A 20,448-nucleotide genomic window follows, 5' to 3' on the forward strand; every position below is an offset into this window, starting at 1 on the left:
TTCAGCCGGTAGAAGAACCCGTTGTGCCTGCCGCAGTAAACACGCAATCAGTACCAACCAGTTCAGAACAAGGTGAATTAGCCAATGAACTAACTAAAATTCAAGAATTAAACGAATCTAACGAATCAAATAATTCAACAGATATTGTTAAAAAACGGGCTAAGCGTAATGTTGAAGCTCCAGAAGTTGAGTCATTGACAACAGATAGCGTAGATGTAGATCAAGAAACTCCTGCGATAACTGCACAAAATGGCACTACTACCCTTGCAAATGAAGCGGCTGAAGTTCAACAAGACAAATCTAACGAATTAGATAGTTCAACAGATATTGTTAAAAAACGGGCTAAGCGTAATGTTGAAGCTCCAAAAGTTGAGTCATTGACAACAGATAGCGTAGATGTAGATCAAGAAACTCCTGCGATAACTGCACAAAATGGCACTACTGCCCCTGCAAGTAAAGCAGCTGAAGTTAAACAAGACGAATCTGGTGAATTAAATAATTCAACAAATCTTGATGATAGTACAGCTGCTACAAATGAAACTACTGAACAAACTTCTCAATTAACAGCTGATAATAATAAGACTGTTCTACCAGCTTCAATAACAAACGATATGCCGATAAAGCGTTTATTAAATGCTGATGCGTCTTTAATTGCCGCATTACCTTATATCAGTAGTTATGTGGGTCAGTTACACCTTGATTATTCCAGAAGAAATCCAAATACTCCTCTTTGGAGTCAAACCAGTAATTTAGATTATTGGGTAAATATGGCATATGCACATAATGATGTGAAAGGTAAAGCGTTTTTGAACATCAAACAAAATAGTCAAATTTTGGCTATTGGTAAAGATTTAGTAAGTAATACCGATAATTTAATTGGTATCTCAGCAACTTATTCAAAAACAACTAGTAATGTCAAAAATGAAATTAATGAACATCTTAACCTTAACCCGTATGTAGGTAAAGTTACCTCAGAAATGGTTTCGGCTAATGGTTATTTTGCACACAACTGGAATAATTGGTATGCTCAAGCAATTATCAGTGCTGGGCGTGTAATTCACGATTTCAAAAATAAAGATAAAATACGTTATAAACAAAATGGATATATTTTATCGAGTGAACAAAATATTGGTTATCGTTATCCGTTTAATCAAGATTTAACACTTTATGCAGATCTTGGGTTACAAGAAAGCTATCACCGCTATAGCGCGATTTCAGTAAAAGATATCAATGTTGACGCTGTCAGAGAAAGTCAGGTTAATGCCTTAATCAATCTGGGCGCTGATTATCGAGTAGCAAATTTCGCTTTATCATCTAATATTAGATTGATCAAGAATTTACGTGATTTCGATCACCTCATTATGAATAATGAATGGATTGAAGATAAATTTGTTAAAGATAGTGCTGCACTCTCTGCAAATGCAAGATATTATTTCACAGATAATATTTCAACCTTTATTAATTTAGAGTATTTGCGTTCTTTAACTAAAGAACAAAAATTGAGAAGAATGAATTACCAAGTGGGTATGAGTATTCAATTCTAAAAATAAAGACAAGAAATTGAAATAATTCATTAAGCTACTAATAAATAAAGGTCTAGATAAAAACTAGACCTTTATTCTAAAAGCAAATCTACAATAAAAAATCATAGATTGACTAACTGCATAACTGAATTTTATCTTAAAATTCGCTGATTAATGAGCCTGATCCCAATTATCCCCAAAATTAACATCAACAATGAGAGGAACACTCAATTTAACTGCATTCTCCATCATATCCTTGATAATGGTTTCATAGTATGAAATTTTATCTTCTTTTACCTCAAAGACTAATTCATCGTGAACTTGCATAATCATACGAATATCTTCTTTGTCAGCAATAAAACGATCTATATCAATCATCGCCTTTTTAATGATATCTGCTGCTGTGCCTTGCATCGGTGCATTGATTGCCACTCGTTCAGCTGCTTTACGACGCATCCCATTGCTTGATTTTAATTCAGGTAAATAAAGCCGTCGTCCCAGCAATGTTTCAACATATCCTTGTTGTTTTGCTTTCTCTTGAATATCACTCATAAACTGTTTAACGGCAGGATAACGATGGAAATAACGATCTATATAGATCTGCGCCTCATTACGAGGAATTTGTAATTGACGTGCCAATCCAAATGCACTCATCCCATAAATTAAGCCAAAATTGATCGCTTTAGCACGATAACGTTGTTGTGGAGTAACTTGTTCCAACGGAACATCAAATACTTCAGCAGCAGTAGAACGATGCACATCCAAACCGTGAGAAAAAGCATAAGCCAAACCGGCATCTCCAGAAAGATGTGCCATAATTCTTAACTCAATTTGTGAATAGTCTGCAGCGACCACTTTAAATCCTTTTTCGGCAATAAATGCCTGACGGATTTTTCTGCCCTCTTCACTACGGGTCGGAATATTCTGTAAATTCGGATCGGATGATGATAAACGACCTGTAATAGTAACTGCTTGATGATAAGAAGTATGCACACGACCGGTATCCGGATCGATCATTTGTGGTAGTTTATCCGTATAAGTAGACTTCAATTTACTGAAACCTCGATGCTCTACTAATAATTTCGGCAATTCGTGTTCATATGCTAACTCTTCTAGCACCTCTTCATTCGTTGATGGCGCACCTTTAGGCGTTTTCTTTAACACTGGTAAACCGAGTTTTTCAAACAGAATTTCTTGTAGCTGTTTAGTTGAAGCCAAATTAAATGTTTGTCCGGCAAGTTGATGTGCTTGCTGTTCCAATTGGATAAGTCTAGCACTGATTTCCTGCGACTGCTGATAAAGCAAATCACTGTCAATCAAGACACCGTTACGTTCCATTCGTGCTAAAACTTGAGAAAGGGGCAATTCCACTTCAGTAAAAAGTTTAACTAAACTTGGTATTTGATTAAGTTGCGACCACAAAGCCTGATGCAATTTAAAGGTAACATCTGCATCTTCCGCTGCATATTCAGCAGCTTTGTCAATTGTAATCTGATCAAACGTAAGTTGCCCTTTACCTTTACCTGCCAAGTCTTCAAAATGAATAGTATCGTGATGTAAAAAACGTTTTGCCAAATCATCCATATTATGGCGACCGGTGCTATCCAAAATATAGGACTCCAACATTGTGTCATAAACAACACCCTGTAATGTAACACCGTGTCTGGCAAGAATGGTCAAATCATATTTTAAATTTTGACCAACTTTCTTAATATTCGGATCTTCTAAAATCGTTTTTAACTCAGCTAAAACCTGATCCCAACTAAGCTGTTTCGGACAGTCAAGATAATGATGTTGTAGTGGTAAATAGGCAGCATCACCATTTTCTAATGCAAAAGATAAACCAACTAATTTTGCCTGCATATAATTCAAACTATTAGTTTCAGTATCTATCGCAAACAGTGTTGCTCTGCTTAATTTTTCACGCCACTGTGCTAACTGTTCTTCCGTTAAAATAGTTTGATAACGACTACGATCAATTTTGGCTGAAAAAGGCTGAATCTCACGACTCGGCGTTGCTTTTACTACCTTAACATTTTGCAATGAAGACACTGTATTTTCATTTAAAATTTCATTTAACCAACGTTTAAAATCATAACGTGCATAATATTCAATTAATTGATCACGGTTTTCACTTTGCAAGGTGAGTTGTTCAAAAGTAACTTCCAACGGTACATCTGTTTTTATGGTTGCCAATTTATAGGAAAGATCCGCATCTTCTTTGCCGGCAACAAGTTTATCAGCCAATTTTTTTGCGCCACGAATCGGTAAATCAGCAATTCTATCTAATTGTGAATAAATATCAGCAATACCACCAAGCCCTTGCAACAATGCAACAGCCGTTTTATTACCAACACTTGGAACACCCGGAATATTATCCGAACTATCACCCATTAATGCCAATAAATCAATGATTAATTCTGGCGGTACTGAATATTTTTCAATAACTCCCTCACGATCCAATAAAGTGTTAGTCATTGTATTGATCAGCATAATTTTATCATCGACTAATTGAGCCATATCTTTATCACCGGTACTGATCAATACATTACGCCCTGCTTTGGAAGCCTGCTTAGCTAATGTACCAATTACATCATCCGCTTCAACCCCCTCAACAATAAGTAACGGCAATCCTAAAGCTTCAATCATTTGATGAAGTGGCTGAATTTGTTGGCGTAAATCTTCCGGCATTGGTGGACGGTGAGATTTATATTTTTCAAACATTTCATCACGGAAAGTTTTTCCTTTTGCATCAAATACTACCGCAATATGTGTCGGCTTAACCTCTTTCAATAAGCTTTTAAGCATATTCAGTACGCCATACATTGCTCCAGTCGGCTCTCCGGCAGAATTAGATAATCCTAAACGAAAATTAGCGTGATAAGCACGATATAAATAAGATGAACCATCAACAAGGACAAATGGATTTTCTGCGATTTGTGGCATAACGTTCTCAATTTGATTTAATAAATAATATTTTTACAAAGGGCTAATTCTAAGCGCTAAGAACGAAATTGCAACCGCAACACAAAAAAAGAGCCCGTTTTCAGGCGGACTCTTAGTTGGGGTTGATTGAGAAAAATTACTTGTTCAATTTTGCTTTGTAAGTTGGATTCATTAAGTTTTCAACAGAAAGAATATCATTTAATTGTTCTTCAGTAAGCAAACCTAATTCTAAAACAACTTCTTTCACACCTTTTCCAGTTTTCGCACAGATTTTACCAACTTTATCACCGTTGTGATGCCCAATAAACGGATTGAGATAAGTTACAATACCAATTGAATTAAAGACATAATTTTCACAAATTTCTTTATTTACGGTAATGCCGTCAATACATTTATCTCTCAAGTTAACGCAAGCGTTGGTAAGAATACTGATGGATTCAAACATCGCTTGACCGATAACCGGTTCCATTACATTAAGTTGTAATTGACCAGCTTCCGCTGCCATTGTTACTGTAATATCATTTCCCATTACTTTGAAGCAAACTTGATTAACAACTTCAGGCACAACTGGATTAACTTTTGCCGGCATAATTGAAGAACCTGCTTGCAATTCAGGCAAGTTAATTTCATTTAAACCTGCACGAGGACCTGAAGAAAGCAAACGCAAGTCATTACATACTTTAGAAATTTTCACAGCAGTGCGTTTTAATGCACCGTGAACCATTACATAAGCACCACAGTCAGAAGTTGCTTCAATTAAATTTTCTGCTTTGACACAAGGCAAACCAGTTACTTTTGCTAAATTCTGCACAACTAAATCAGTATAGCCTTGAGGTGTATTCAATGCTGTACCGATAGCTGTTGCCCCAAGATTAACTTCCAACAATAATGCAGCAGTTTTTAATAAATTCTTAATTTCTTCATCAATTAACACTGCAAATGCTTTGAATTCCTGACCGACAGTCATTGGAACAGCATCTTGCAACTGTGTACGACCCATTTTTAAAATATTGGAAAATTCGTCTGCTTTATTTTGGAAACCATCGTGTAAATATTGTAGTTTCTCCACTAATTTTAAAATGCTGTTATACACTGCAATACGGAATCCTGTTGGATAAGTATCATTAGTTGATTGGCTAGCATTGACGTGATCCATCGGGTCTAAGAATTGATACTCACCTTTTTTATGACCAAGGATTTCAAGTGCGATATTGGCAACAACTTCGTTAGTATTCATATTAACGGAAGTTCCTGCTCCGCCCTGATAAATATCAGACGGGAATTGATCCATACATTTTCCAGTAGTCAAAATTTCATCACAAGCTGCAACAATTGCATCAGCAATATTTTGTGGAATAGCACCAAGTTCACCATTAGTCATTGCAGTAGCTTTTTTCACCATTACCATTCCACGTACAAATTCAGGCACATCAGAAATAGTATTATTAGAAATATTGAAATTTTCGATAGCCCGAAGGGTATGAATTCCCCAATATACATCAGCTGGAATTTCTCTTTCACCAAGTAGGTCAACTTCTTTACGGAATTCGCTCATAAAACACCTCAAATTATTTATTTTTAATAAAAATCAAATTGATAACTAAAGAAAAATCTTTTTTTATCAATCTCTGTCAATCTATTTTTCGCGTATTATAAAAGTTGTTTTTATGAAATTTTGTGATGTGGATCATAAAATTTAAATGAGCAAATAGGAGTTATTTTTATTTAATTCATTAGTTTTTTTTATAGATTGAGCGCAAGAAAAATTTTTTAATTTCCCTCTTGAAAGTGTCTTTGTGATCCCCATTTCTACAAACGTTCAACAAACTGGGTAAGATACCTAAAAATCAATTTTCGCTAAAATGTATAGGAGTACTTTTATGAATATTCGTCCATTACACGATCGTGTAATCTTAAAACGTGAAGAAGTAGAAACTAAATCAGCTGGTGGCATCGTTTTAACTGGTTCTGCTGCACAAAAATCCACTAGAGGAAAAGTGTTGGCAGTTGGTAAAGGTCGCATCTTAGAAAATGGTCAAGTACAACCGCTTGATGTAAAAGTTGGTGATGTTGTGATTTTTAACGATGGTTATGGCGTAAAATCAGAAAAAATTGATGGTGAAGAACTATTAATCATCTCTGAAAATGATATTTTGGCAATTGTAGAATAATAAAAGAAGGAATATAAAATGGCAGCAAAAGATGTAAGATTTGGTAATGATGCACGCGTAAAAATGCTTAACGGTGTTAACGTATTAGCTGATGCAGTAAAAGTAACATTAGGTCCTAAAGGTCGTAACGTTGTATTAGATAAATCTTTTGGAGCACCAACTATTACTAAAGACGGTGTATCTGTAGCTCGTGAAATTGAATTAGAAGATAAATTTGAAAATATGGGTGCACAAATGGTTAAAGAAGTTGCATCCAAAGCTAATGATGCAGCTGGTGACGGTACAACAACAGCAACCGTTTTAGCACAAGCTATTGTAAATGAAGGTTTAAAAGCAGTTGCAGCTGGAATGAATCCTATGGATTTAAAACGCGGTATTGATAAAGCCGTTGCAGAAGTGGTTGCTGAATTAAAAAATCTTTCTAAACCTTGCGAAACCTCAAAAGAAATTGAACAAGTAGGTACAATTTCAGCCAACTCTGACAGCGTTGTCGGTAAAATTATCGCTCAAGCAATGGAGAAAGTAGGTAAAGAAGGTGTTATCACTGTTGAAGATGGTACTGGATTGGAAGATGAACTTGCTGTAGTTGAAGGTATGCAATTTGATCGTGGTTATCTTTCACCATATTTCATTAACAAACCAGAAACCGGAACAGTTGAATTAGATTCACCATATATTCTATTAGTAGATAAAAAAATCTCTAATATCCGTGAATTATTACCAGTGCTTGAAGCTGTAGCAAAAGCAGGAAAACCATTATTAATTGTTGCTGAAGATGTTGAAGGTGAGGCTTTGGCAACATTGGTAGTGAACACTATGCGCGGCATTGTGAAAGTAGCAGCAGTAAAAGCACCGGGATTTGGTGATCGTCGTAAAGCAATGTTACAAGATATTGCGATTTTAACTGCCGGTACTGTAATTTCTGAAGAAATCGGTATGGAATTGGAAAAAGCAACATTAGAAGATCTTGGTCAAGCAAAACGTGTTGTGATTTCTAAAGACAATACTACTATCATTGACGGTGTTGGTGATGAAGCTCAAATTCAGGCTCGTGTTGCACAAATTCGTCAACAAATCGAAGAATCTACTTCTGATTATGATAAAGAAAAACTTCAAGAACGTGTGGCTAAATTAGCCGGCGGTGTGGCAGTGATTAAAGTCGGTGCTGCAACAGAAGTGGAAATGAAAGAGAAAAAAGCGCGTGTTGAAGATGCATTGCACGCTACCCGTGCTGCAGTTGAAGAAGGTATTGTCCCAGGGGGCGGTGTTGCATTGATTCGTGCAGCAAGTAAAGTTGCAGGCAAATTAGCAGGCGAAAACGAAGATCAAAATGTAGGTATTAAACTTGCTTTACGTGCAATGGAAGCACCACTTCGTCAAATCGTTACTAATGCCGGTGAAGAAGCTTCTGTTGTTGCAAGCAAAGTGAAATCCGGTGAAGGTAACTTCGGTTATAACGCCGGTGCGGAAGTGTACGGTGATATGTTGGAAATGGGTATCCTTGACCCAACTAAAGTTACTCGTTCTGCATTGCAATTTGCTTCATCTATCGCCGGTTTAATGATCACTACCGAATGTATGGTCACTGAATTGCCAAAAGATGAAAAAGCAGATTTAGGTGCTGCCGGAATGGGTGGTATGGGTGGAATGGGCGGTATGATGTAATCGCTTGAAACCCTAATAATCTGATTAAAAATACCGGCTTAATGCCGGTATTTTTTTGTGGTTAATCAATCAAATTTAACTTCAGTAATATAGTCACTGTTTAATTCGGCAAGCGGTAATGCAGAACCTTGCCAAGCACGCACAACCTGAACTTTCATTAAATCTAAGGTGTCCAATCCCGGTGTGGTGTCCGGTGTATATTGTTGTGCGATACGAGCAAGCTGAGTTAAGCCAAAACTGGATTCAATGCTTGAGCTGATGACAGCAATTAAGCCTTGTTGATGTGCTTGTTCAATAAGCTGAATACATTTTTCTAAAGAGCCGACTAAAGTCGGTTTAATGACAATTGCCGTCACCCCGGGCTGCGCTTTTACTTCAAAATCCGTATCTCTCACTGTTTCATCCCACGCAATGGCAATGCCGGTATCTTGCGCAAACTGCAAACTTTCTGCCGGCGTTTTACAAGGTTCTTCTAAAAATTGAATGCGGCTGCGATGTTCCGGTTTAACATATTTGGCAAACATTTCTGCTTTTGCCGGCGTCCAAGAACGATTGGCATCCAAGCGGAGTTTCAGATCGGGAATCGCTTCTAGAAACATATCGGTAATTAAACCGTCACGATTGGCTTCGTATAGCCCTACTTTAATTTTTGCGATTTTTTCACCAGAAAGCTGATCCAACTCAGCATATAGCTCATCAGGATCGCCATAACAGAGCGGTGCTGCTTTGAAATTACCTTCGGTAGCCAATTTATTTTGCATTTCCGCCAAAGCACAGCTTAAGCCGAAAGCAACGGAGGGATAACAGTTTTCAAGCGAGAGCTTCTCATTTTTAGCGCGTGCCTGATCCCACGCTTTCAACCACTCAATCGCTTGTTGTTGTGCTTGTTCTAACGTTTCTTGGCTAAATTCCGGCAACGGTGCAATTTCTCCCCAGCCCTCTTTATCATTACATCTAATTTGTACCAATAAACCTTCTCGTTGTTTCAAAAAACGGTTACGTAATACCACTTGGGAATCCATTGGAATTTGATAACGGTAAAGTTTATAGTGTCGTTCTGCCATAATACTTAATCCCTTTTAGTAAAAAATATCTTTCGGCAAAGAGTATAACATCATCAGACAAAGGAAAATATATTATCTTTTTTGCATTTTAATGTAGATCGCAATACACTTACGCCCGTTTAAATTTGTAAAAGAAAAAGAGATAAATTATGAGAGTGTCCGACTTTTATTTTGACTTACCCGATGAACTCATTGCTCGTTATCCACAAAAGGAACGTAGTGCGAGCCGTTTATTAAAACTTGACGGTAATAGTGGTGAGTTTTCGCACCATCATTTTAAAGATGTGTTGGATTTTGTGAATGAAGGCGATCTTTTGGTTTTTAATAATACCAGAGTTATTCCGGCGCGGATGTATGGGCGTAAAAGCAGCGGCGGAAAAGTAGAAGTGCTGGTTGAAAGAGTGCTTGATCAAAAAAGCTGCCTTGCTCACATAAGAGCCTCAAAAGCACCGAAAGAGGGCAGCGAGTTAATTTTGGGTGAGGATAAATTGGGAGAAGGAAATGGCGTTCGGGCAAGAATGGTCGGACGTTCAGATTCTCTGTTCCATTTACAATTTGATATTGAGGGCTCATTGTTGGATACCTTACAGCAAATCGGGCATATTCCATTACCGCCTTATATTGATCGTCCGGATGAAGATGCCGATCAAGAGCGATATCAGACCGTTTATAGTAAAGTGCCGGGGGCGGTAGCCGCACCGACCGCAGGTTTGCATTTTGATGAGGAATTGTTGGCAGCATTGCGGGCGAAAGGCGTCAAAATGGCTTTCGTTACGTTGCACGTGGGTGCCGGCACATTCCAGCCGGTGCGAGTGGAAAATATTGAAGATCACCATATGCATTCAGAATATGCGGAAGTTCCGCAAGAGGTGGTGGATGCGGTGTTGGCAACAAAAGCTGCCGGTAAACGCGTGATTGCCGTCGGGACAACATCAGTGCGTTCATTGGAAAGCGCAGCCTTAGCGGCGGAAGAGAAACAGAGTACGCAATTAATTGAGCCGTTTTTTGCGGATACGGCAATTTTTATTTATCCGGGGAAGAAATTCCGTGTTGTTGATTGTTTAATTACCAATTTCCATTTGCCGGAATCAACTTTAATTATGTTAGTGTCTGCATTTGCCGGTTATGACAACATTATGCGTGCTTACCGTAATGCCGTGGAAAATCGCTACCGTTTCTTTAGTTATGGCGATGCAATGTTTTTAATCAAAAAGAATTAGCCTTTAGGCAATTTTACGGGTGATTGTTAATCTTTTATTAATCACTTAATACCTTCGAACTGTTTATTCGTTGATGGAGAAAATATGAAATATCAATTAAAAAATACTGATGGCGGTGCTAGACGTGGTGAACTAACATTTGAACGCCCTCAAGGGGTCTTTACCGTACAAACGCCTGCATTTATGCCGGTAGGAACTTACGGCACAGTAAAAGGAATGACACCGGAAGAAGTGCGAGAAACTGGTGCAGAAATTTTATTAGGAAACACCTTCCATTTATGGTTGCGTCCGGGGCAAGAAATTATGCGTAAACACGGCGATTTACACGATTTTATGCAATGGCATCGACCAATTCTTACCGACAGTGGCGGTTTCCAAGTATTCAGTTTAGGTAAATTACGCAAAATTACAGAAGAGGGCGTAAAATTCCAAAACCCAATTAATGGAGAACGCATTTTCTTATCTCCAGAAAAATCAATGGAAATCCAATACGATCTTGGTTCTGATATTGTAATGATTTTTGATGAATGCACGCCTTACCCATCAACTTTTGAGTATGCAAAAAACTCAATGGAATTATCTTTACGCTGGGCAAAACGTTGTCGTGTTCATTTTGACAAATTAGGCAATAAAAATGCGTTATTTGGCATTATTCAAGGTGGCGTACACGAAAATTTACGACAAATTTCATTAGATGGTTTGTTAGAGATTGGTTTTGACGGCTATGCAGTCGGTGGGTTGGCTGTGGGAGAACCGAAAGAGGATATGCACCGTATTTTAGAATATATTTGTCCAAAAATCCCTCAAGATAAACCACGCTATCTTATGGGAGTCGGCAAGCCGGAGGATCTTGTTGAAGGGGTAAGACGCGGTATTGATATGTTTGACTGTGTAATGCCAACTCGCAATGCACGCAATGGGCATTTATTTGTTACGGACGGTGTTGTTAAAATTAGGAATGCTAAATATCGTGATGACACTTCCACACTTGATCCAGAATGTGATTGCTACACTTGCCGGCATTACACAAAATCTTATCTACACCATTTGGACAAATGTGGTGAAATTTTAGGCGCAAGATTAAACACTATTCATAATTTACGCTATTATCAACGTTTAATGGCACAAATTCGCCAAGCGATTGAAGAACAGCGTTTTGAAGCATTTGTCAAAACTTTTTATGAAAGAATAGGGAAACCTGTTCCGCCATTAAACACTTCATATTAGAAATGCTTAGAATTAATCCTTATTTTGTTTGATTAATACTTTCCAATAAAAAACTACCCCACAATAAAGTGGGGTAGTTTTTATCAATTATAATAAATATTATAGATCAGCTTGGATGATATTTTCCCTGGTTGCACGGGTCTACTCTCATTTACTCTACGATAATAAACCTTATAAGTACGACTTACCTGCTGCCCCGGCGATAATTGACTAAATTTGTAAAAGCCCTGTGTTGCTGCTGGTACCCCAAAAAAATCGCCATTTCTCGGTAAAGGCTTACTATAAACTAAAGGATTTTCATCCTCATCTTTCACAACTAATGCCGTGTTCATAGTCGTCGTCGTGCTGTCTGGTGTTAATAGTCCAACATTCATACCGTAATTTGAGGAATTATTTCCATCAGTAAAAATAATATAAGCGTTTTTCACACTTTGTTTAGGGCAATTAAGCCTAATATTAAAACTTTTACCGAATACTTCTCTATTCTCATTAAGGTCTTTTACAGTCACATCTTTTAGTTCAATCGTTTGGTCTTTATTACCTAAAATCGAGCAAGTCTTGGCAAAACTAAAGGTTGCAGAATCCGCGGAGAGAATTTGTATCATAGAGAATGAATTATATTTAGTCCATCTATTATCTGTTCTTTGATAATCCTCCTCTGTATTACCTACTGCTTCTTTATCTACACATAGCATAGTAATAATTGCTAGTGGTGTATCTTTCGGAATGGTAATATCCGCTGGCGTTGTATTATAGAGAAAGGTATCTTTTAGTTTTAGCCTTAAAGAAAAACTCAATGGATCTGTTTTATTAACAATAGCAAATTGATATGGTGTATTACCCCTAATCTTTAGGGGACCTGCTTCCAACATGCTTTTTTCAAAATACTGACTATTTTTGTATGTTGTATCAAAATACTTAATTTCTAGCCAAAATTTATCCACTGGATTCGTTACATCACGACGTCGCATACAGTACTCTTCATTCATAATGTCGCCTATATTCCAATGATAAACCACCTCATTATACTTATTGTCAACACGCTTGTGACTGACGGAAATATATTTCTTGTGTATTGGTGGTACTGGTGGTTTTATCGGTCCTCCAACATCTACTCCTTCAAATGTATAGGCAAAAGAAAATGATGGTTTAAACAAAATCACCAAAGCCATCATTGATATAAACCAATGAATTATTTTCCCTTTCATTTTTTCCCCTTTTAATAAAACTGGCATTGTACTGGCACAATAACAGGCATTGTGTTATCGCTCTCTTGTGGCAATTGGTAATTGATATGGCAACGTGTTTCACCCCAAGAAAGTTTTAATTCACCACTTTCTGCAATGCCTCGAGTATAGATTGTGCCACCTTGTGCCACCACACCGACTGATTGATTATTTTGATCAAACACTTCTGTACCTAATGGTGGCAACTCTTTTTCATCATTAGTTAATTCAAAGAAGACAACCGCACCTTGCTCTGTTTCAAAATTCACTAATATCGCTTGATTGGCACGCGGAATTACCGATTGTTCTGTGGCTGATAGCTCAACCGTGCTTGGTAGTGAATTTCCATCCAGCCCTACATAGTTAATTGCGTAAGGTTCAATATAAGGCACAATACCGTTACCGAAGTAATCAATTTTATTACCTACCGAACCATTAATTAATGCCCCTTTTGCCCCTTTGGCGTGAATAATCGCAAAACTATCGCCTAAATCATTGGATAATGTAATGCCTTTTGGATGAGCCACCACCGCACCAGATGCACCGAATGATATTTGCTGACTGCCTTTATTATCACGGCTCCAAGAAGCACTAAGGCGTGCTTGTGGACTTGAGTAGTTATTGTTAAAGGAAATATTGCTGTTATCTTTCTGTTTGCTCACGGCAATATTGTAGTTATATTTGCCTTGTTCACCCAATGAGCCATATAACGAAGTTGAGGCGTAATAGCCATTTTCTTTATGATAATTAAGCGTTTGTGAAACATAGGCACTATTAACGCTATTACCTAACGGCAAGGATAATGACAGATAAACTCTTCTATCATTTTTGCCATTGCTTGTTTTCCCTTGAGAAAAGGAAAGGCTGTAATTAAGTTTTTTATAGCTATTACCATAACCAATTTGGTATTCATTGCGCTTTTCGCTGCTGTCCCAATAGGTATAGGTGCTACCATTAACATAAATACTGCCCCAATTGTCTTTAAACACTTGGCTAACTGTAACTTGGAATTGGTTCTTTGGGCGATAAGAATATGACGACATATCAATCTCTTGTCTGTCAACAAAATCACGATTGTTCGCCAATATCGTATCTTGCAAACTGTAATACTTACGGGACAAATAGCGATATGCTGCCAATGTTACATTTGTATTGGTTGGTTCAATATGGGTGTTATAGCTAAAATAGAGGTTGTACCCTTTATATTTCTGTTGTGAATTAACAATCTTAGCATTTGAAAATGTTGCATTCCCTGAAAATGCACCAATAGGCGTGTTAACAGCAACACCAATTAATTCTGAATGGTAATTTTTAGCCAATATTGCACCAAGGTTCAATGTTACATTATTACTTAAACCATATTGCCAAGTGGCTTGTGCAACATTATCTAAAGTTTCATTATCATAACGGTAACGTCCCGCACTTAATTGATAGCGACTATAGCCAGGGCGGATTAATTGTGCCGTGGCGGTGTATGGCACGGTAAAGGTGCGTTTCTCGCCATTTGCTTCTAACACTTCCACTTCAAGATCACCGCCATAACCGGTTGGGAATAGGTCATCAATGGAGAAAGCTCCTGCAGGTACAGACACTTCTCGTAATAGATTACCGTTTTGTCGAACGCTAACAATCGCATTCGTATTGGCAACGCCTCGTATAACTGGTGCATAGTAACGTTCAGAAGCTGCAAGCATTCTATCATCGGATTCTAACTGCACGCCTCGAATGGCGATACTTTCCATTAATCTACCACTGGTGTAAAAATCCCCGATAGTAAATTGACCGCGTAATAACGGAACATCGTGTTTAGCATAGGTTGCAATTCGCTGATAGCTCTGTTTTTGTTGATCAGTCCAAGTCTGAGAACCACGATGACGCAATGCCCAACCAAATAAATTAACACCTGCATCAATGCCCAAATAGGTTTGTTGAGCGTCTATATCTGAATATTTATAACGATAATGTGTAGCATCATAACGCACAAAAGCAACGGGCGTGCCATCTTGCCATTGTGCTGGTGAAATATAGCCTTGCGGACGTTGAGTGATTAATGCTTGAGCAATATTGACATCTAATCGCAATTGCCCCATATCAAAGTTCACTGTAGCTTCAGGCACCAGTTCAGAGAAAGAGTGACAATGCCCATTAATTGTTTTAGGCTTATCTGCAAACGCTTCACTTTTCAAATCTAACAAGGCAAGCAAATTTTCTGTTGCACATAATACAGAACGTTTTTGCTCAGGCACATCGCTATATTGAATGTTAATACGTCCAAGCAATTTCTCATTCAAATAAACATCTGCAATATATTCACCTGCCGGAACTGCGTTCTCATAACTAAAGCGTTGAACATCAATATTTTTTTTGCTTTCACTGCCAAATAAAAAATCAGCGTCAAACTCCACATACTCATTCGCGTAAGCATAACTAAACCAGCTATTTAACAAAATTAATGATAAATAGCTCAGTTTAAATTTTGTTGGTTTGCTGAAAAATTTTGGTTTTATCATATTTATCATTAATGTTGCATAGTGCTAGTTCCACTCGGGGTCGCACCATAATCGTTAATAACAGTCCAAGTAACGGTTGTTGCACTTGCTGGAATGGCTTTATTTAATTGAAAAGTTGCTTGTGAGAATGGTGCTATCATATTCGCACTCACAGTTTCTGCTGTACCAACTTTCACTTCAGGGTAAGTGATGTAATACGGAGTTGGATTATCCACAAGCAATTGTTTACCTTGCCCACGCCATTTTACTTGTGAATAGGCATCGCTCGGTGAAATGGTTAATTCCACAGGGCGGAAAAAGAGTTTAATACGGCTACGCAAGGCAATTTGTAAATAATTTTGACTTTGGTCTTTTGGTTTTGGCGGAATATCTAACACATTTAAATAGAAAATAGATTCACGGTCATTAGGCAATGATGCGCCAGTATAAGTAATACGCAATGTTTGCCCTTTATTTCCGTCAATACGAGAAATCGGTGGTGTAATCACAAATGGGGTTTTAATTGTTTCCGGTGCGGCTTTAGGGTCGCCATTGTCAATCCAAGCTTGAACTAAAGAAGGTTTTGTGCCGGCATTTGTAAGTTGCACACTCACTGTTTTTTGATTAGAAGGATAAATCACCCGAGTGCCGGTGATAACCACATTTGCTGAAACAGACATTGCCCACAAGGCGATGATGATGGTGAAAAAATATCTCAACATAAGCCCCTCTAATAAAACTCTCAATAAAACCATTAATAAAATGCAATAAAATAGATAAGTAAAGAATCGGGCAGGAAATCTGCCCGATAAGTGGAAAAAGATTATTCGTATGCAAGATTGTATTTCACACTTGCTTGCACCGGTCCAGGAGTTACACTGGCAGCCGTTGCATAGTACCGTGCTATATATTTAAAAGTAACACTGTTACCCACGGTGTAAGCAACTTTTTGATTTCCTGCCTGCGTTGCTTCATCATCTGTAACTTTAATTGCTGTGCCATCACCGTGGAGCAATTGCACAGCCACACCTCCAGCTGGTGAGTTACTAGCTTTGTTTATTAACAAACCGTCCCCATTTACTTTACTTGGATCATTCTCAAAATATGCATATACCTTAGCTATAGGATCGCCTGATTTACGTACGCAGTCTTTTAACACAATATTAAATGGCTTTGGTGCTGCTGTAGTGCCTATTCCAGTGAAAATTGCTGCTTGAACAGTATCTAATACTACGTTCTTATCTGCACCATCTTCAATAGTACAAGTCATATCCTGTACTTTTCCAGTGACATTAACAGTACCACTAGCTACATTCGTTGAATCCTGCGCAAATGCACCTTGTGCTGATAAGCCCAAACCAACGGTAATTAAAGTTGTTAAAAGTAATTTTTTCATTTTTTTAAATACTCCTTCAGGATTAAGTTAATTTACGTGAAAGTATACATAAGTTTCGGGGGGGGGGCAAGTAAATTTTAATCAATAAATGTAAATTTACACGTAAGGATAGAAATATTTAAAAATACCTTTCAAATAAACTCAATATAATCAATATGTTAGCTTGTATAAACAGAAAATTTAATATCACTACTCTATTTGGGCGTAAACAATATAAATAAAGAAAAAAAGCAAAAAAGTTGAATCTGTGAATTAAATCAAAAATGAATTTTGATGCAAATAATGTAAAAATGATTTTAGGATGGTAATAATCTGCACTTTAATCTTGAGCAATTTGAGCTGAGATTAAAAATGCAGATTTATTCTTATTTAATAATGTTATTTACCACTGTCGCCATAGTTATTCAGCACACGTGCACTAGGGTCATTTACATTGCACCCTTCCCATTCTTTATTCGGCATCCAGAAACTTTTAATCCAATGGCTTTGCCCCGGATAGAATTTTTCAAAAATATCACGATAAAGCAATGATTCTTTGGTAAATGGTGTGCCATATGGATATTTTTGTTTTGCCTGTATTAATTCTTCATCACTATATCGGCTTTCAGCAAACGCTTTTAAGTGGTCAACCATCGAATGCCCTACTGCATCACTGAATGCCGCTTTTTCTCGATATAAAATGTTATCCGGCAGATAGTTTGTCCCTTCAAAGGCTTTGCGTAATAAATATTTCCCTTTGTTGTAAACATTCATTTTTTTCTCAGGGTTAATGCTCATTGCATAATCAACAAAATCAATATCACCAAATGGCACACGCGCTTCCAATGAGTTAGCAGCTAAACAGCGATCAGCCCGTAGTACATCATACATATATAATTCACGAATACGTTTTTGTGCTTCCTTTTGAAATTCTGCGGCATTCGGGGCAAAGTCAGTATATTTATAACCAAAAATTTCATCACTCACTTCACCAGTCAAAAGCACTTTTAAGTCTGTTTTTTCGTGAATATATTTACACACCAAATACATTCCAATACTGGCTCGAATGGTCGTAATATCCCAAGTTTCCAAGTGCCAAATCACTTTTTCCAACGCATCCAACACTTCATCTTTGCTCATAATGACTTCGGTATGTTCTGTACCAAGGTAATCAGCAACCTCTTTCGCATATTTTAAATCAATAGGATCAGTATCCATTCCAATCGCAAAGGTTTTGATTGGTTTATCCAAGTGTTTCTGCGCAATCGCACATACTAAAGAGGAATCCAAGCCACCGCTTAATAAAAATCCGAGCGGTGCATCAGAATGCAAACGCTTAATCACTGCTGTTTCAAGTTTTGTTCTCAATGTTTGTGTGATGGTATCAAGATCTTGATCACGCACCACTTTCGGATCGGCAATATCGTTGTAGCAAATAAATTCACCGTTTAAATAGTAATGACCCGGTGGAAATGGCTGAATATCACGACACCAGCCAATCAGCCCTTTCGCTTCGGAAGAGAATGCGATGCCGCCGCTCTCTTTATCAAAACCATAAAACATTGGGCGAATGCCGATGGGATCACGTCCGGCAATTAAATCGCCGGTGTGGCTGTCTTTTAATACCAACGCAAATTCCGCATCTAACATTTTCATCATCACATCCACACCGACACGTTGATAAAGTGGGATAAGCACTTCGCAGTCACTGCCGGATTGAAAACTGTAACTACTTGATAATAAAGATTTTAGTTCTTCGTAGTTATAAATTTCTCCGTTACAGATTAAGGAAATGCCTTCATATTGGAACGGTTGGTTGCCTTGTGAGCTTAAATCCATAATGGATAAACGATGGAAGCCCCAAGTGGCATCATCCGCATAAATAACGGCTTGATGATCCGGTCCACGATGAAAAATATGATCAAAGCTTTGTTTAAAAGCTTTGGACGTTTGTGCTGAAGATGAAAAAACGAATCCACACATACGAAAATCCTCTTATTATCTTTTATAAGTTGTTAATGGCTACATATCATAGCAGCAAATTAGATTTTATCTAGTATTTTTAGTAAAAAATTATTATTTTTTACTTAATTTATTCTTTGTTGTTTTATTTTTATCAAAAAATTGCGCTTAAAATTAATTTTTATATATTTTTATCTTAATTTATGTGCTAAAGCGTTTTGTCATACATTTTGTTATAGTAACGGCTCTAAATTGAGAGGAGGAGTTTTCTATGTTGTCTTGCCCTAAGTGTGAGAAAAAAGTGAATGAAGAGTTGGATTTTTGTCCGTTTTGTCAAACGGCACTACACGATGAAGCTGCAAAGCGCGTTTATCAGCAGAGATTATCGCAGGATGTTGAACATCGTCAGGCAATGAATAAGCAAAATGCAAAAGTACAACTGATTTGGTTTGTGATTTTCGTGGTTGTGATTGGAGGACTATTGTGGTGGAAAAATTAATTCCTATGAAAACGAGTGAATATTGGTTATCTTGGTTTGATCGAACATTAGCTGTAATTTCAGATTATGCGATAAATGTCATCGCATCTATATTGGTGATTTTTTTAGCTCACTTTATTTCAGCTCAAATTAAAAAATTTTATAAAAAACATCTTCACCAAGATTCTTCTAATCAAGTGCATAACATTAACTCAGTTATTGCGTTTACATTACGCATTTTATGCTTGCTGATAGGCTACTTTATTGCAATTCATTTATTAGGGCTACAAGGCGTTTTAACACAAATATTAGCAAGTGCTGGGGTAATCGGTATCGTTGTTGGTTTTGCAACCAAAGAGACTATTGGTAATTTCTTTTCTGGTATGTTAGTGAACATATTAGTGCCGTTTAAAGTTAATGATTGGGTGAATATCAATGGTCAATATGGATGTGTCGAGAAAATAGGGACTTTTGTAACAACGGTGTTAACCGAAGATGGGCAACATGTGCATATTCCCAATCAACTAATTTATTCACAAAACGTAATAAATTATTCTTCATTAGGAAAAAGAGTTGCGGTGGTTTCTACCGGAGTATCTTATGGTGATGATTTACAAAAAGTTAAAGCGGTTGCATTAGATGAAATTGGGAAATTGTCGGGATTATTATTGGATGAGGAAAATCAGCCTCATTTCTTTTTTACTGAAATAGGCGCTTCTACCTATAATTTTGAATTACGAGTGTGGGTTGAATTTATTGACCACGATCAGTATTTAGAATGTATTCATCAAATGATAATGGCGATTAAAAAACGTTTCGAACAAGAAGATATTTCTATTGCATATAATGTTACAACTCTTGATTTTGGCGTTAAAGGTGGTGTGAATTTGTATGATAACCCGATACAAATTAAACAACTGAATTAAGATTAAGTTGACATCCTCCCCGCCCTAAAGGACGGGGATTCCTACCAGTGCCCATTTAAAACAATAGGCTACTCTCGGTGGGTTCTTGCTGCTGACCGCTAATGCGATTCACTTCACAAGCTCTACGGGCATGTCCTGCCCTGACATTTTATTACGCGTGGACGATAACTCGCCCA

Annotated in this window: 15 protein-coding genes; 7 read left to right on the top strand and 8 right to left on the bottom strand. The window is 37.4% G+C overall.

Going from position 1 to position 20,448, the window contains the following annotated elements; all coding sequences use genetic code 11:
* Positions 1-1,544 (top strand): autotransporter domain-containing protein (locus P375_RS06380; RefSeq protein WP_039135620.1); only part of this gene is annotated, 1,544 nt, incomplete at its 5' end.
* Positions 1,545-1,694: 150 nt separating this feature from the next.
* Here the strand turns inward: P375_RS06380 and polA are convergent.
* Together polA and aspA are read right to left on the bottom strand one after the other, a co-directional pair.
* Complete coding sequence (gene polA / locus P375_RS06385) at positions 1,695-4,469, bottom strand: DNA polymerase I (RefSeq protein WP_039135623.1); 2,775 nt, start codon at positions 4,467-4,469, stop codon at positions 1,695-1,697.
* 136 nt (positions 4,470-4,605) lie between these two features.
* Positions 4,606-6,024 carry an aspartate ammonia-lyase gene (gene aspA, locus P375_RS06390; protein WP_039135625.1) on the bottom strand — a complete coding sequence of 473 codons (1,419 nt, stop codon included), beginning with the start codon at positions 6,022-6,024 and terminating at the stop codon, positions 4,606-4,608.
* 325 nt (positions 6,025-6,349) lie between these two features.
* Here aspA and P375_RS06395 point away from each other — a divergent pair, with 325 nt between their 5' ends.
* Both P375_RS06395 and groL read left to right on the top strand, forming a co-directional pair.
* Entirely contained in the window at positions 6,350-6,640 is a 291-nt protein-coding gene (locus P375_RS06395; protein WP_021461355.1) for a co-chaperone GroES, read from the top strand.
* 18 nt (positions 6,641-6,658) lie between these two features.
* Positions 6,659-8,305 carry a chaperonin GroEL gene (gene groL / locus P375_RS06400; RefSeq protein WP_039135626.1) on the top strand — a complete coding sequence of 549 codons (1,647 nt, stop codon included), beginning with the start codon at positions 6,659-6,661 and terminating at the stop codon, positions 8,303-8,305.
* Between the two features lie 65 nt (positions 8,306-8,370).
* On the opposite strand, the gene menC is transcribed toward groL, so the two are convergent.
* Complete coding sequence (gene menC, locus P375_RS06405; RefSeq protein ID WP_039135628.1) at positions 8,371-9,369, bottom strand: o-succinylbenzoate synthase; 999 nt, start codon at positions 9,367-9,369, stop codon at positions 8,371-8,373.
* Positions 9,370-9,518: 149 nt separating this feature from the next.
* Here menC and queA point away from each other — a divergent pair, with 149 nt between their 5' ends.
* Together queA and tgt are read left to right on the top strand one after the other, a co-directional pair.
* Entirely contained in the window at positions 9,519-10,589 is a 1,071-nt protein-coding gene (gene queA / locus P375_RS06410) for a tRNA preQ1(34) S-adenosylmethionine ribosyltransferase-isomerase QueA (RefSeq protein ID WP_039135630.1), read from the top strand.
* Between the two features lie 84 nt (positions 10,590-10,673).
* On the top strand, positions 10,674-11,816 hold the full coding sequence (tgt, locus tag P375_RS06415) for a tRNA guanosine(34) transglycosylase Tgt (protein WP_039135631.1): 1,143 nt from the start codon (positions 10,674-10,676) through the stop codon (positions 11,814-11,816).
* A gap of 83 nt (positions 11,817-11,899) precedes the next feature.
* Here tgt and P375_RS06420 read toward each other — a convergent pair whose 3' ends face one another.
* From P375_RS06420 to asnB, 5 genes are all read right to left on the bottom strand, one after another.
* Complete coding sequence (locus P375_RS06420; protein ID WP_245176435.1) at positions 11,900-13,051, bottom strand: fimbrial protein; 1,152 nt, start codon at positions 13,049-13,051, stop codon at positions 11,900-11,902.
* Complete coding sequence (locus tag P375_RS06425) at positions 13,036-15,552, bottom strand: fimbria/pilus outer membrane usher protein (RefSeq protein ID WP_052121808.1); 2,517 nt, start codon at positions 15,550-15,552, stop codon at positions 13,036-13,038. Before P375_RS06425 ends, P375_RS06420 begins: the two co-directional genes overlap by 16 nt.
* Before the next feature lie 8 nt (positions 15,553-15,560).
* A complete protein-coding gene (locus P375_RS06430; RefSeq protein WP_039135636.1) occupies positions 15,561-16,253 on the bottom strand; it encodes a fimbrial biogenesis chaperone in 693 nt (230 codons plus the stop codon).
* Positions 16,254-16,354: 101 nt separating this feature from the next.
* The gene (locus tag P375_RS06435) at positions 16,355-16,927 is read right to left on the bottom strand and encodes a fimbrial protein (protein WP_039135637.1); all 573 of its coding nucleotides are present in this window, start codon (positions 16,925-16,927) and stop codon (positions 16,355-16,357) included.
* 378 nt (positions 16,928-17,305) lie between these two features.
* The gene (asnB, locus tag P375_RS06440) at positions 17,306-18,889 is read right to left on the bottom strand and encodes an asparagine synthase B (protein ID WP_039135638.1); all 1,584 of its coding nucleotides are present in this window, start codon (positions 18,887-18,889) and stop codon (positions 17,306-17,308) included.
* Between the two features lie 250 nt (positions 18,890-19,139).
* Here asnB and P375_RS06445 point away from each other — a divergent pair, with 250 nt between their 5' ends.
* Positions 19,140-19,367 carry a DUF7575 domain-containing protein gene (locus P375_RS06445; protein ID WP_018345820.1) on the top strand — a complete coding sequence of 76 codons (228 nt, stop codon included), beginning with the start codon at positions 19,140-19,142 and terminating at the stop codon, positions 19,365-19,367.
* The gene (locus P375_RS06450; RefSeq protein ID WP_013745621.1) at positions 19,355-20,272 is read left to right on the top strand and encodes a mechanosensitive ion channel family protein; all 918 of its coding nucleotides are present in this window, start codon (positions 19,355-19,357) and stop codon (positions 20,270-20,272) included. Before P375_RS06445 ends, P375_RS06450 begins: the two co-directional genes overlap by 13 nt.
* Positions 20,273-20,448 lie beyond the last annotated feature (176 nt).

The organism is Gallibacterium genomosp. 2, assembly GCF_000771895.1.
Lineage (GTDB): Bacteria > Pseudomonadota > Gammaproteobacteria > Enterobacterales > Pasteurellaceae > Gallibacterium.